3 protein-coding genes are annotated in these 17,060 nt (G+C 42.5%); all 3 read right to left on the bottom strand.

Annotated features, from left to right (window positions below):
• Positions 1–55: 55 nt before the first annotated feature.
• Positions 56–1,240 (bottom strand): hypothetical protein, encoded by a 1,185-nt coding sequence (locus MARGE09_RS06380; protein WP_236986513.1) that lies wholly within the window; start codon positions 1,238–1,240, stop codon positions 56–58.
• Between the two features lie 5 nt (positions 1,241–1,245).
• A complete protein-coding gene (locus tag MARGE09_RS06375) occupies positions 1,246–4,365 on the bottom strand; it encodes an outer membrane lipoprotein-sorting protein (RefSeq protein ID WP_236986512.1) in 3,120 nt (1,039 codons plus the stop codon).
• Positions 4,366–4,658: 293 nt separating this feature from the next.
• Positions 4,659–16,049, bottom strand: coding sequence for an amino acid adenylation domain-containing protein (locus tag MARGE09_RS06370; RefSeq protein ID WP_236986511.1), 11,391 nt, complete (start codon positions 16,047–16,049; stop codon positions 4,659–4,661).
• Between the last annotated feature and the right edge of the window lie 1,011 nt (positions 16,050–17,060).

Here is a 17,060-nt window from a genome sequence, read left to right as displayed (position 1 = left end):
AGACTAAATTAATTGCTATTACTAGGTTGTACCCTGCTTAATCAAAGATGATCATTCAAAAGTGCCAACTTAGGTTTAAAGACACACTGCTATCTTTCGCAAAACTTTGAAACGAATATTCCGCGTTATCAAAATAAATACCATTAACTTCCAGTAAAAATTGGGAGCCAACTCTTGTGGTGAATTCTAGGTTAACGACAGTTTCACTGGTTTTGGAGTCCCTTATCGCACCAATTAAATAGGTTGTATCCTGAACATTATTCATAACGTATCGAAGGCCGATAAACGCATCGTTCTCGAAAAGAGGATCAACGGCTTCTCGGCTGTCGTAGAGGTACTCAAATAAAAAACCGAGATCACCCGTGCCCCCAAAAAACTGAAAAATGGTATATTCCAGGCCAGTCACTAACGAATAGGAACTCTCTTGACTCTTTGTCTTATAAACGCCCTCAGCTTTTAGTAACCAAGCATCAAAGGTGTATTGAAAATCATAACCAAACTGCTCTAAATGACTGTAGACAGGAATTAATCGATCCGCATCTACCCGGAATTCTGGGCTTCTGTCGATTCCATTAAACCAGTGGAGTCCCACATCAAGATCTCCAAAATAATGAGAATACCGAAGCGCATGGTCTTTATGGTCATTCTTTTCAACGCCAGAATATTCTGCATTATTCACATCTACTGGTAGAGAAAGTCTGAAATGCCCTTTCTCGCCAGGAAATGTTCTCTCCCTAAAGTGAGTTAACCAATATGCCGAGATAGTGCCCCAGTCATTTGTGGCGCTTATTCCAAGCATTGGCTGGCCCAACCTTTCATCCAAGGAGATGTCTTCCACATAGTCAATCTGATTAATAATATTCACAACATTTAGCGACTCAACAACACCCCAATGGATCTTGTTCACCCCAACAGTCAGATCGAATAAATCACCCTGATAATTCCAATAAAGCTCACGAATATCACTGTGATTTCTTTGTTCGTCCTCACTGTTTTCGCGAACAAACCCTTTGAAAGAAAACTGGTTGTTCCTGCCTAAGCTAAAAGCCAGTTCCGGTTCAAATACAACCTCAGTACTTACACTTTTAGATTGCTCCTCGTATTGTGGAGATTCGAAAAAGTGTCGATGCTCGAACCCCACACTTCCACCGAGACTTAGATCATCAGCGTAAACCTCAACAGTAAAAAGAGAAGCTACGCACAGTGTTAATCTCGCCAAATTTCTCTGATACATTTGCATTAAAACTACCGGATCTGCTTCAACCTACCCTTCTCGAAATCTCGAGCACTCAAATCTGTGCTAAATGCATAGTCACCATAAATGAGATCGGTTTTCTTATTCGTTTGATGATTTATCATATGAAGCGCATGTGCCCGCCAGTAACTCCCGTACTTGCGGTAGTCTTCTAGATTTAGAGTCTTAAGCAAGTCTCCTTTTCGGTCGTAAAACTCAACTTTTCTCACCTGATGATCATTCTGATCAATCCACACAAGAAGATGCTTGTAGCCGGAAAATTCATATTGAGGAATGCGCTTGATGACATCACACTTGAGCTCTGCGCAGGCTTGCTCCTCCACCCATTCGTGAGAATATTTATTGAGTTCTAACGCTGTGAAATCCTCAAAGGCAAACTCTGAACCCACAAAAGGCCCAGATTTGTTCTTTGACGAAATTCTCTTAACACGCTTAAGGGTCGGCAGGTATAACCACTGATCGTCCGCATCGAGTATTTTCGCGTGAGATAACAAAGCGGTGCCGGCAATATCATTTGGCTCGCTAAAGATAACGATACTTTTATCACCTAGGTTTTCGTCTATTACTTCCAAAGTTTTTATTTGTAGGTCTCTCGTTGCCTTGTTGCCAGTACTATTGTGAAGAACCATCTGCAAAGAGACATCGCTACTAATAAAACCCCTATCACTTCGATCCGACATAGCAGAAATTCGATAGCCCTTGTCTTCATTCGCTTGCGCGATTACGGGCACACTTACCGAGGCGCCTATGACGGCAATAAAGAGCAACGTGGCGCCGACAGTAGTAGAAATAGAAATTCCCGGAGAAACGGTACCTGAAACAGTCTTTTCGTCCATTGCTGGCTCCTTCTTTTTATCGAGCAATAATAAAAGTGAGGGTAATAATAGAAAATCAAGAATTAGAGCCGCGACGATAGTAATTACTGTCAAATATCCTAGATCGGAATTGATCTTGAAGGAGGAGCTGGCCATTACCAAGAACCCAATAACTAATATGAAAGTATTGATAACTATGGCCAAACCTACATTTTGAAATGAATATTCGACGGACTCTGCCGGTGATAATCCCTTTTCTCTTCGCGCGGTTTCGTATTTCGTTAGGAAGTGAACAGTATCATCCACCACAATACCTAATGAAATTGCTGCCACAGCGGCTACTGAAAAGCCCACCGTACCAACAAGAACGCCCCATACCCCAAAGGCAGTGATAATAGGTAATGCATTGGGTACGAGACTGAGTAAACCCAAGCGCACACTTCTTAAAGCAAAAATAAGAATAATCGAGATTAGTACGATGGCAATGATTGTTCCCGCTATCATGCTCTGGACATTTCGGTCAGCAATGTAAGTAAACATAACCTGAGCACTCGTCGGCCTTGTTTCTTTCATATATGCAGGGAAATTTTTAGCAATCCATTCGTCCGCCGTATTCAGGAAGACCTTTGTCTCAGAGGTTGATGTTTTACCTAAAGTTACCGTCACGCGAGTCGCGGATTTATCAATATTTATACGATCATTTAAATCTAAGCCGTACGGAAGAGATAGCTCATAAAGAAGAAGGTATTGAGCGGCTTCATTATCGACCTGGGGAATTTTGTAAAACTCGTCCTTATCATTATTAATGTTTTTATTGAGACGCTTAATGATATCGGTGACAGAGTAGACGTGAGCCACATTATCGAGGCCACGCAAATACGAGGTGAACTCTTCTAGCTTCGTTAAATACTCTCGATTACTAATACCACCAGGCCCGCTAGCAGGTACTGAGTATTCGATGGGGTATAAGCCAAATTTGGTCGTTGCTTGATCGGTATCATTTCTAAACTCAATTTCCTTCGAAAAATAGTCGGACCATTGGTCATCTAGGTCAATGGATGGAACAAATGCCAATGACGCTAAACAAGCTAACACGCAAGTTGATACAAGGGTCTTAGGGTTAGACGATACAAATTTCGAGAATTTTGTAATATATACCTCAGATAACGCTGCCTTAGATTTTTTCTTCACACGATAAGGTAATATGGAGATAGCCGCAGGCAATAAAGTCAACGACAGTATCCATGCAGCGGCTATACCGGCAGAGGCCATATTGCCCAAATGCCAATAAGGTGGTGCATCTGAAAAGTTTAACGCCATAAAACCAACAATGGTTGTTAGCGAAGTAATAGTAACAGGCATTAGGTTTGATCTAATTGACTCTACAATTGCTTCGTTTCTTGATAGCCCTCTCTTCATTGCCATATTGATTGTCATAAATATATGGACGCAATCTGCGATAGCCAGCGTTAAAATTACGATTGGTGCAGAGTTAGAAATTGGCGTAAGGAGTACTCCACCAAAGCCACCCGCTCCCATTCCAACGCCCATGGATAAATACACAATGCCCACCACGACAAAAGTCGCTAAAAATGACCTAAGTGCAACCAAAGTAATAAATGTAAGTACCGCATACATCACCGGTACTAGCTTAATAGAATCCAAGTAGCCCGCTTCAGCAAACGCATTATTCAACATTGAAAACCCAGTTAGTGACACATCAATATCTGGGAATTCTGTTTCTATGGCAGCCTTAAGCTCTCGTGCCTTTGCTGCCGCTGTAGGTACCTCGTACAGGCTGTTCCCTGGATACTGCAAGACAACATTGATGCCCGTTGCATCACCACTTTTAGTGATTAGCAAATCTGCCAGTAACGGTTCGTTGAGTGCTGTTTCACGAATTTTTCTAATCGCGCTCCCGGAAAGGCCCTCCGCTTGATATATCAAATCTTCTACAACAAGATCGTCACCGACGTTGTAAGAATTTTGGAAATTACTAAGCGAATCAACACGATTAACAAACGGAATGTGCCAAGATTGTTCTGTTAGTTTTTCGACTGCACGCAGGGTTTGATTGGTAAATACGTTTCCGTCTTTTGGCTCTAGGACAAAGAAAAAGTTATCGTTCTTTGTGTAGGTTTTTTGGAAGCTTTCGAAAGTATTAAGCTCCGGATTGCTTCCCGAGAAGAACACTCGGTAATCGGAGGAGAAATTCAAAAACTTACCGCCATAGGCAATTCCCATTGCCACAGCAATACAAATTGCTACCACTATAAATCGGTATTTAATCATCATGTTGGCATGCCCTACGGCATACCGGTCTATTGCTTTAAAGTACTTTGACACCTATTAATCCCCCTGATTTCTGGCTATTGATTTGGTCATACCTAAGGGCACCTCTAAAAATAGTAATTTTTTTGTGAGAGCAAGGAAGCACCGCCCGGAGAGCCGCAGTTTACGTGGTGTAAATGAGGACTCGAGGACGGAGCTAATGTCCATGGATGGACTGAATACAGGTTTTGCAGGAGCAAAAAACTGTAAGCCGCTATCGCGGAAAAAGTGCATTTTTAGAGATGCCCCTAAGGTAATCACGCGTTTTTCTTACTCCATTGGCCTTGGCTTAAAACTCTCTTACAGGACATTCCTTTTGCTTCAACCGAAACCGTTCCCCAACGATCACAAATGGACACATCGAACTTCAAAATCTGCTCGTTGAGTAAAGTCTTCTTAACCACGCAGTAGGATTTTCTGCTCGGCTTAGTTTTAAAGGTTATTTGGTCGATGCTAAATGGGATGTATAAAGCATCCTGATCTTTTAGGAATGCAAACTTGCCACACACAATGGCACTGTCCAACCAGACTGGGTGTAATTGGTAGTCAGAGGTGCTATTGATTAAATCATCCCTTAGCTCAATTTCCCCGATAGCGACATTCTCGCCAAGCAGTACGCGATGAAGCGTTAACAAGCTACCCGAATAGTCAACGCCCTGATCTCGTAGGAGTTTGTAGACTTCGTTTTGCTGATGTACCGAGGCGATCTTGTTCATCAATGCACTGATGGGTAACACGTCATTACTTAGCTGCCCGCTTGTTAAACGCCCAACCGATGATAATTTTGTCTCGTGGCTTCCCTTAACCTGAAAGTAGGTTTTAAAATCTATGCCTTTATCCTTACCGGTATAGCTCACAACAACTCGAGCAGAGTTATTTTTTTCGAGTACCAAAGGCTCGTTAAAAACGACATTTTTTACGCTGTTAATATTGGCCCCGTTGGAGTTATTACGTGAAAACTCAATAGCCATAGACGGGTAGGTCACGCCCAGTAACACTTCGTCGCCAAATACTTTGTGCCCAGCCAAATAGGCCTCACCTTGGTTGAAGTCTTTATTTATAAAATTTTCTGTATAGTTTTGTTTATCAAAATTAACATTGGCAGTCGGCTTAAACGATTTCTTTTCTACCCAGTAGGATTTATTCGAGAATGGATAACCTGGTAATGAAATGCGCTTGACACGCTGATCGATATATAGCGTGCTCCAGTCTACAACTTCACCACTCAGCCATTTTTTGTTAATCAGTGTTAGTTTGTCACTGCTCGACTGAGCGAGATATACGATTTCGCCATTTTTCGAATAACTGATCCGACTTGAGTGCTCACCTGAAATAAAGGGTTCCAAGGCGGCTTTAAGCTCAATAATATTAGCAACTTCAATGGATAGTTTGACTGCGTGGTTTGACCTACCTTGCTGTAAGGTGTACGCCAATTCAGTCAAATCAACCGTATGATTGTTTATGTAAGCTAATAGATCCGCCGCATAATGACGTAAGCTTTTGTCAGTCTTTGCGCTTAAGGTAAGCAGAACAATCGTGTCTTCTGTCAAATTTATGGGATTGTTATCAACATGTTGAGGGGCTATATACTCCTCCAGATATTCTTCGAGGATGATATGAGCATTAACCCCACCTGCACCAAAAGATGTAACGCCTGCTCTCCTCGGCTGTACGGTTCCATCTCCACCTGTTTTGGCTACCCAAGGCTGATTCTCCGTCACTAGGTAAAAAGGCGTTTTACTCAATTCCAAGTAGGGGTTTTCTTTTTGAAGGTGAATCTGTTTTGGTAGTGTTTTGTGGCGCATACACAGTAAAACTTTGATCAAGCTTGCTATACCCGATGCCGACTCTAGATGGCCTATATTCGATTTAAGTGCGCCGAGAGCACAAGCCTTTTCTGTGCCGCCTTCAGTAACGCCCCACTCCTCAAAAGCTTTTTTCATTGCTTTTATTTCAATGGGGTCACCTAATTTTGTTCCTGTTCCATGCGTTTCAATTAAGGATACAGTTGCTGGATTAATTTTCGCGCGTTTATAGGCATCTTGGAAAAGCTGTTTTTGAATTTTTAGATTAGGTGCCGTCAACGAGTTTGCTCTACCGCCATGATTCACAAAGCTACCCTTGATAACGGCGAGTATATTGTCGCCATCGCTAACCGCCTTATCCAAGGGCTTAACAAATATGGCACCGCCTCCTTCACCCCTGACAAAGCCATTGGCATGCTCATCAAAAGGTTTACAGCGCCCATCCTCACTTAGCATACTCGCTTGCTCAAATACGGAGCTTAATCTTGGGCTCACTAACAAGCTAATTCCGCCAACAACGGCCTGATCACAAATTCCGTTTTGAATATCCAGAACTGCTCTTTGTAGAGCCACCAGTGAACTTGAACAAAGTGTATCAACTGCTTCACTGGGGCCATTAAAATCCAGTAAATAGGAAATTCGATTCACCAGGAAAGCATTATTGTTTCCAAAGCTCATTTGTGGACTCAGCCCAACACCTTGCTTGGCAAGATATTCTGAATAATCTCGGTTAGAAAGGCCGGCATATAACCCTGTTTTACTGCCAGCGAAGGACTCGACACTGTAGCCCGCGTCTTCAATCGTGTGCCAAACAAGCTGCAAAAACATTCTTTGCTGTGGGTCCATCAATTGCGCATCGCTCTCGGATATTCCAAAAAAATCTGCGTCAAATTGATCAATGTGATTTAGGAAGGCCCCCCATTTGGATCGAGTTTTACCTTCCGGCCCAGCTTCTCCATACACCTCTTGCCAGGACCAGCGATTTTCAGGGATCTCGCCCACAAAATCTGTTCCGCTCAACAATTTTTCCCAAAAATCATCTAGCCCATTGGAGCCCGGCAGTGCCGCTTGCATTCCAACGATGGCAATATCACTCGTTGTAATATTTTTTGAAGCAACATTTCCATCTTGGCGGCTGGCCTCTGGGCTTGGCGCTTCACTAGAACTTAGGCTTTCTTTCTCACTTGCTATAATGGGTGTACTTACCTTTTCGCTATGCTCTACCTGCTGACTAAGGCCTTTTTCATCCGCATAACGCTCTAAACTCTCGCTGTACTCATCAATCAAGTGCTCACTCACCTCAGCGAGAGTATCGCACTCAAAAAACACGACTGGGGTCATATCCACATCGAAGACATCGTTAATTGCAGTGCTCAATTCCGTATTGGATATGGAATCAAAGCCCAAGTCTGCCATTTTTTCATCTGCCGATATTTGCTCTTTACCAATTTTTAAAATCGCAGCGGATAAACTTTTTAACTCATCAATAACAAGATCTTTGAGGGCTTCGCCATTCTCTCTTAAAGAATGAGCCGAAGCCCCTATCTGCTCACTATCGGTTGCTTCTAGAATAATATTATCGACCGCGCTGGGCTGTTCGCCACAATGTTCGACGATGCTATCCCTATATTCCTTTAATAAAAACTCTGTGACCTCGCCCAAGGTTTCGTACTCAAAGAATATGATGGGTGTGACATCAACCGAGTATAAATCATTGATTGCAGTGGTTAATTCCGTATTACTTATCGAATCAAAGCCCGCATCAGCTAAACGTGTATCTTGAGTTATGGACCCAGAATCAACTTTTAGAATACCTTCAGAAATAGTAATCAGTTCTTCAACAACCGTTTGAGATAAGTTAGCTTTCGATTGGTCCATGGCGCTTGCGCAAGAAAGTGGCGCCTTTACAGATTTAAGTAAAACTTCTGATTTTGGCTTGTGCTTGCTTTTATTTTGAATGCTTGAACGTAAACTCATCGCACCGAGTATTTTCTTATCGTCCCCTGCACTTAAAATAACTTGGCCGCTCTCTTTATTTACCGCGTAAGCTAGCATAGACATGCCTGTCTCCGTGGTTATTGGGTGTATTCCGGTAGACTTTTTGAAGTAGTTTGTCGCGACCTCATCAGCTTGCATACCACCGTCGAGCCAGAGAGGCCAGTTAATACTCAGTGAAACTCCACTGCGCTCACCTTTTTCAAACTGCTGGGATCTGTTTTCTACAAATTGATCGATTACTGCATTGGCATAGCCATAATCCGTCTGCCCCATATTCCCCATCACCGAAGATATCGATGAGAAGCAGCAGAAAAAATCCAGCTGGATATTTTTGGTTAGTATATCGAGGGTATACAACCCGACAGCTTTAGCTTGGATGACTGAATAAATTTGGTCACTCGATTTTTTGGAAAGTAGCCCATCATCAATGCTACCCGCGCAATGAATTACTCCTTTAATTTTACTTGCATCAACACCCAACCCCTGAATTATCGATTGAATCTGATCAAAGCGGTTTAAATCAGCACTGTGATACTGATAATTAACACCCTTATTATTCCACGCCAGTTTAACGTCAGATGATAGAGGGCGACGACCGATAACGATGAATTTAGCTCCTGCAATTGAATGCAGATGCTCGATAATTTTTCTACCAATTGCACCCGTACCACCAGTTACCAAATATATTGCATGTGGTTTGACGGGAAATTTATTCTCTTCAATGAATACTGGAACTGATTTGGCTTTGTAGTTTAAAACCTGCCTAGAACCATCTTGTATTTTGATCTCCGAATAACATTGATCTGCAGCGATTTCAGCTATCAGCGGCTTAACATTATTCTCAGACAAAGCTTCCAAACAAACCAAGGAGCCTTTCAATGCTCGTGTTTCTTGGTAGAGCGATCTTAAAAGCCCTCCCATTCCCATTTGTACGGGGTTAATTTCACCGTGGTCAATATGTGCCAAACATAACAACCGAAGATTAATACCTTTATAGATCGGGTTTGAAAGAATAGAGCATAAATTAAAGAGCGGAATAATTGTTTGTTCAATATGCTCGTTTACGTTGCTTTCGTCTGTCGCTCCGCGTTCGTGGCCCCACCCATATATTATCGCATCTAAAGGCTCGCCAATTTGTTCCAGCAATATTGACAAGCTCTCCTTGTCTCCTTTAGATACAAACTTGCTCGGTGACAACTCTGTAAAGCGATCGCCTTCCATAACTTGGATCACTCGAATATCAGTCCCAATGTGGGCCTGAATTAAATCGACGCTCTCTTGCTCATTGCTAAACAGCAAAATTGTTTCAAAGTGGAACCCCTCGATTGGTGATAGCGGCTCTTGCGCCCACGTTTTCTTAAAACAGTGGAATACATTTGATGCACTCGGAGATGTTTGATTACCGTTGTCCGCTAGTGCGTTTAGCGTTTTTAGTGAGTACCCTTCAATTTTTACGAGTAGTGTTCCACTGATATCATAAATATCTATATCAAATGTCCTTACCCCTCTTCGCTCGCTAAGTTCATCACTCACCAGCTTGGCATGGATATAACACTCTGACGACAATTTCTCATTAATGGTTATCGAGCTCATCGAAAACGGTAAGTACGCACTACTCGAGTCGTGGCTGGGATGAGAAAGAATCCCAATCACTGTTTGAATTCCTCCTTCCAGCAGAGAGGGGTGTAATACTATTGACTCTTTATTTTCGAACTTCTCGGGAAGGGTTATTCGAGATAGCGCTTCCTTGTCATTCAAGTACACCTCTTCAAGGGGCATATAGCCGGTTTTGTACTCAAACTTTAATTGCGAGAAAAGATCATAAACCGCTTTTCTTTCCAGCTTCAGATTGCAGCGTTTTCTAATATCATTAATATCAATTGTTACCACTAGGCCACTTGGTTTTTCGCCGTATTCAATTTCTCCACGAGCATGAACTTGTCCGCTTGACAGCTCAGACATCGATTCGATTGTGTATACCACTTTGGATTTACGGTTTTCTAAGCGTATTGAAAGCTTCTTGTTACTTTCGTGAAAGCCCACATCTAGTGCGTGAAACCACACATTGTTTTTTAGTTTTACAACCGGTAGATTTAAATTTTCTCGATTAAATTGATCCCCAGCGAGCCTAGCAAACTCCAAATATCCAACGGCGGGGAAAATGACTTTGCTGTCGACAATATGGTCACCGACAATAGGGTCTTTCGGATCTAGGGAGAATATTAGGTTGCCACAAGAAGCGGCGAGGCTGTCATAAAATGGGTGATCTAAATGGCTATTTTCTCTAATAGCGTTTTGAAGCTCGGCCTCAAATAAATGCGTACTCTTATTCGGTAACCAAAATGTCGTCTGCGCAAATGGATGTAGCGGCAAGGATGCACGTTTAATCTTCGCAGCTTCATACAGCGCGCGCCAATTTACCTCACTCCCTGCCAACCAAAACTGGGCAATGCTATTAAATTGTTTTTGTTCTATCAGCGTTTTAACAATGCTTGTATTGCCGATATTAGAGAATAGCTTATCCAGTATTTCTTTTTGCTCACGAACATTTCCAGAAAGAACTTCATTAGCCGAGCCCCAACGATCAACATGCTTTTCTAGCGCGTTTTTTGCCTGCTGCTTGGAAGCCGCGCAAACAATCAAACGCTCATCAAAGTGCTGCCGGCCAACTTGACTCGTATAGCAAATCTCCTCCCAGGTATTTCCCCCATCACTTAAGGTATGTACCAAGTATTGCTGAACGAGCCTTTCCAATTTATCTTTATTTGGCGCCGAAATTAGCAATGCATTCGCGCGATTGCCGGATTGCGATTCATCTCGCGCCTGATACTCCTCCACTATCACGTGGGCATTAACACCACCGAAACCGAACGAGCTAACACCAGCTCTACGACCTGCACCGTTACCTACGCCACTTTTTCTTTTCCATTCTCTAGGCCGGCTTACAAATTGAAATAAGTTTTCATTCAAATCAATGTGAGGATTTTTCGCCTCATAATTTGGCATACCAGGGATGACTTCGTTTTTTAACGATAGTAGAACTTTGACCAGGCCGGCCAAACCGGCTACCGCCTCCAAATGACCAACATTCGATTTAACAGAACCGATTCCGCAAATTTCATCCTGGTGATCTGAATCGACACCCAATGACTCATAAGCGTTTTGAATACCGGCAATTTCAATGGGGTCACCTAGTGGTGTACCCGAGCCATGCGCTTCAATGTAACTAATGGTATTCGGGTCGACGTTAGCATTTTTGATCGCTTTTTGTATAAGCTGAGATTGAGCCTCTCCGCTTGGCGCACTCAAGGAATTAGCCTTTCCTCCGTGGTTTTCGGCGGTACCTAGTATGGTTCCATAAATTTTGTCGCCATCGCGCTCGGCAGCTGATAAGGGCTTTAATATGACAGCTGCAATACCTTCGCTGCGCACATATCCATTCGCCCGATGATCGAAGGACATGCAACGACCATCTTTACTGAGCATTCCGTTTTTGCTAAAAGAATGGTGAATATACGGGCTGGCGATGATGTTGACGCCACCGACAACCGCTTGCGAACACTCCCCGCTTCGCATCGCTTGCACTGCCCTATGCAGGGCAACAAGGGAGCTCGAGCAGGCCGTATCGATTACCGAGCTAGGCCCTGTAAAATTAAAATGATAGGAAATACGATTCGCGATGACACAATTAATGTTCCCGGAAATGGTATAGCCATCAGGGCTTATGTCTTCTCTTTGGATAAGATCCCAATAGTCAGAGGTAACGACGCCAACATAAACGCCCGTATCACTTCCGTTGAGTTCGTCCGGGCAATAACCGGCATCTTCTATTGCATGATAGGAAGCTTGTAAAAATAGGCGCTGCTGCGGATCCATAAGCTCCGCTTCTCTCGGTGATATTTTGAAAAACGAAGCATCAAAACTTGCCGCATGAGGAATAAATCCACCCCACTTATAGGGGTTTTCGCTTCGTTGCTCAAAATCCGTGTTCTTCCAGTCCCATCGTGACTCCGGGATATGAGTGACACAATCCTTCCTGCTGATCAAGTTTTCCCAATATTCATCTAGGTTATCGGCTTGCGGCATTTTTACAGACATTCCAATGACCGCTATCGGCTCTCTAGAATTAAATGAACCATTGATATGTTTGCCGTCTTTTGTATCCTCCAATGGCATGGCAGAGACGCCCGAGTTTTGTGAACTTCCTTTTTGGGCATCGCTGTCCTGATCGCCGCTATACAAAGGTTCCTCGACATCGCGGTAATTTTCTACCAAAACCTCTCGGTAGTATTCGCTAATTTCAGCTGAATACTTACCATCGATTAAAAAGTCGACTAATTTGTTGAGGTTACTGTGACTGTAAAAGGTTGCGGGACTAACGCGAACATTGTATCTATTTCTTATCTCAGCGCTGAATCTAGTAAAGCCCAGCGAATTAAAACCGTATTGCCCAAACGGTAAATCGCGATCTATGTCATCCAAGTGAATTAATTCTTTAACAATATTCTCTAGATCATTAGCTAACAAATCGTATAAGGCACCGGTAACTGAGCGCGCGCAAGCAGCTTGTTTAAGCTCAGCTTCAGAACCAGTACTACCTTTATTATCCTCTAGGTTTTGTTCTAGTTGTTTATATGCAATTGAATTGGACTGGGGTAGATCCAAGTTGTCCTTTGCTGTAGTTTTAGGTGGCCTGTCATCTAAGCGCTTCAGTAATTCCTTGCGGTCAACTTTGCCATTCAGCGTCAAAGAAAATTCAGAAACAAACTGATACTCACTTGGAACCATGTACTCAGGCAGTTTTGTTGCGATGCTTGCCGATAACTCGCTGACTTTAGGTTGCTTACCTTCATCATCCATTAATAAAAATGCATGCAGTTTAGATTCTCCCATCGACTCAAAAAGAATCACCACGCATTTTTCTATACCACTGATAGATTCGATTGTAGATTCAATTTCGCCCAGCTCTATTCGGTAGCCATTGAGCTTAATCTGGTTATCCATTCGCCCCAGACAAACAACTTCATTATGGGTCGATAATTTAGCAGCATCGCCTGTTCTATATAGGCGCTCAGGGCTTCGATTAAAAATGGATTGGCTAACAAATCTTTCTTTGGTTAATTCTTCCCTGTTCCAATAGCCGACAGCAACGCCAGCGCCCCCGATAAACAATTCGCCTTTTTCCCCTGGCCAAACGGGTTTTAAACTTTCATCCAGGACATACATCGTGGTATTCGCAATCGGCCGCCCTACTGTAATCTCATCCGCATCTTTAATCAGCTTTATGGATGACCAAATTGTCGTTTCAGTTGGACCATACATATTCCAAAGTTCGAAGCATCTTGGAATTAGTTTCAGAGCTAACTCTCTTCTTAGCGGCTCACCACCGCACATGGCTTTTATTTTTTCTTTTCCTTCCCAACCAGCTGCAATTAACATTTCCCAAGTAGTTGGCGTTGCTTGTAGAGCCGTAATACGCCCTTGCTCTAGCTTCTCTAATAAAGCAAATCCATCCTTAGCCTCCATTTCAGTGCAGAGCTCCAAAGTGGCACCCTGCGTTAGAGGAAGGTATATCTCCAAAGCCGCAATATCGAAGCAAACCGTTGTCACGGAAAGTAAATGGTCGTCCTTGGAGAGCCCTGGCTCCTCTGCCATTGATAAAATAAAATTGGTTAGACTCTTGTGGTTTATCTCTACGCCTTTCGGCTTACCCGTCGAACCGGACGTGTAAATAATGTACGCACTGTCTTCGATGCCTGGGAATTGAGCGAGATCATCCGTCCCACCAAACATGTCCTTATCCAGTAAAAGGGATGAGCCATTGTAATTTTCAAGTTTGGACAGAATGTTTTCTACAGAAATTAAGACCTTTAACCCACTGTCTTCAATCATGTGTTGAAGCCTATCCGGTGGATAGATTGGGTCTAAAGGAACATAGACTGCAGAAACCTTCATTGTCGCGATAAACGCAGCGACCATATCAAACGAACGATTGAGCAAGATACCAATGCGATCGCCCGATTTTATCCCAAGGCTTATTAAACAGCCGGAAATTTCAGATACTCGATCCTGCAATTGTTGGTAGGAATATTCCGTACTCGAGGAGATAACAGCAATGGCATTTGGTGTTTCAGATGCTTTATCTAATATAATCTCACAAACACTCTTATTCGGCATGGCAACGCGAGTATCGTTTAGCCCGTCGATTTCGGCTATTTGAGCCCCACTAATGAGGCTTAACCCAGACAGCGCCTCTCTTTTTGCCGAAGGCTTCGTGGTGATAGAACTCGAAAATAGACTGTAATATTTCGTAAATCGTTCTAGTAGATCTTTATCGAATTTCGGTCCAGCTATAACGTTCCACTCATTATTTTCTAGTGAAAGATTAAGGCGAACTTGGTCGTCCAATACGTAATCATTGTCATAGTCGATACTTTCATTTACATCGACGATAAAATCATATTCGTAACAATTCCCTTTTACGCTCTGAGAGTTGAGAGACGAATAGCGAGAGAATATATCAATGGGACAATGTTCATTTTTTGTTATTTCCCTAAGCTGAAGTTCAATTTTGCTTGCTATATCCTCAAAAGACATACCCGAAGCATCTTCCATGACTAAAGGGTGGGTATCAAAAAAATACCCTTCAACTGGAGATTCTGAACACCGCAAACCAACGCAAAACCCCTGCCCTCTTCTGCTCCAGGCTATAAACGCGCCAAGCAAAGAAATAACCGCCGCAATCGAATTGTTCTGAAGGGCATCCATTTCATAATCCGTCAATGGAATGGATGCCCTATACGAAGGCTCCTTTGGCAAGCCCGATTTTTTCTTAGTGACCTTCACGGCCTCCTGGTACTTACGCACCCAGAAGACCTCCCTTTTTGCGCTTTCTTCATAAATTGTTTGCTCGTTATCAAAGCAATAGAAATTTAGATCGGCACCTTCTTTTAGCTCATTGGTAATCGAATTGAAATCAAGCTCTTGACCACAGAGTGTTTTAAAATCTCTTAGTTTTACACTTTCTGTAGTGGTGCTTACTTCTACATAATTCGGGCCAATTGATTCCACCACTCCCGGTCGGCCGGAGGAGCGCGTGCCCGTCGACTGAGCCTCCTTCACTTGGAAGAAGCGGTTGTTAATATGAACTTTTGCAATACCTAAGGGATTCTCAACATGTTCAAAGTCGAGGGCTTTTACGAAGCTAACAATTTCTTTTGAGGGCCGATTCCAATCAATAACAGCTAACTGCTTTGGTCGTTTGTATTTTCCAACATAGCTTCTCTCACTCAAATCCTGACTTATTAATTCTAGGCTACCTGCCTCAATAGAGCTTACTAATTGGTCAAATCCTTCTATGGCATACTCAAAGCACTTCAAATTCAAGGTAAAGGCGCTTTCACCTTCCTCAATATCGAAAACTTGCTGATTAATAATTCTCCCCTCATCGACGCCAATAAGCATTTCATGCCAAGATATTCCGTGGGAAGGTTCCTGGTTCGCAATTGCCCAGGATGTTGCGTGAATTCCGCCATACTTTGGCAAAGGTCCGTCATGATAATTAATCGCTAAAATAGCTGGGGCATTAATAATTGCCTTAGGTAGAATATCTAAATTGACGATACTAAATAGATAATCGAAGTTCATTCCCATGACGCGATCGAGGTAATCGCTAGACCCTTTTCGGATCACCTCGATATCATGACCCTTTGCCCAACGCTCTACATCATTATCGTCGGTAACTACAAGTTTAATTACATGGCCATTTACAATCCATTTATTGGCACATTCAATTAAAAGACTCGTCCCGCCAATTATTAAACAGCTAAACTTTTGATGATCCATCCTCACACCCAATACTTAACTCAAAGAACTCCGCAGCAAGACCAATCAGAAACCTATAAAGCACTGAAAGATATTTCACGCAGACTTAATTACAACGACAACGCTAATAATTATTTTTCGACAAATAGAAAGCAGAATTGGAACATAACCACACAATAAAAAAGCGCACCTATATTTTCAGGTTGTGCATGCTAGGCTTGAATGGTTTATTTTGAAAGGATGAAAATTGGAATTAAGATTTGCAAATTTGAAAGGCTATATCACGCCACGAGATTAACGCGTGATTTATAAGAGGGAGATTACAATTTAGTGAATACATTAATGTTGAGTTGATATTTTAGAGGAGCACCGAAAGGTGTCAACCTTATTTATATCACTCCAACTTAAGTAAAAGCGAATTTTTAACACAGGCATTTGAGGTGAGCTATACGGCGCTTGATGCAAGCACTTCTGGTCTTAATCAACCGGATTTATGTACGCATCTATCGGCGGTATTTTAACCACTGGCCGCCCTTAACTATATACCCGAGGACTTGCATCACATGTTATTCAGTGCGGTCGGCGCTCAATTTCTATGGGTTAGCGCGCCCCAGTAGATACCTACACCAGGGAAACAGCTACCAGTGTACTTTGGCAATGCTGTTGATTATTCCAGATAAAGTATTCGATGGGCCTGCGGTAAGATTTGGGGGTTGTGATGTAAGTTTAGGCATGCAGCGCTTCATCCTGCATTAGATATTTCCTAAAAATGCGGTGGTATAGCGCTAGGTTTACACTCTGGGCAATATTCAAAGCATATCGCTGAAACGAAATTGTAATTATATTTTGGTAGCGCCACTACAATTAACGATTATATATAGCCTCAACTAATCTGCGTAGAAACTCTAAATGCCAAGATATAAATTATCACGCCATAATTATTTATTATCTAAAGGGCCACCCTAAAAATAGTAATTTTTTTGTGAGAGCGAGGAAATAAGTTGCTTCTGGAAACTTCTTTCATTTCCTCCG

Source organism: Marinagarivorans cellulosilyticus, assembly GCF_021655555.1.
In the GTDB taxonomy this organism is placed as follows: domain Bacteria; phylum Pseudomonadota; class Gammaproteobacteria; order Pseudomonadales; family Cellvibrionaceae; genus Marinagarivorans; species Marinagarivorans cellulosilyticus.
The sequence above is the reverse complement of the archived record's forward strand: the minus strand, read 5'-3'. Positions and strand labels throughout refer to the sequence as shown.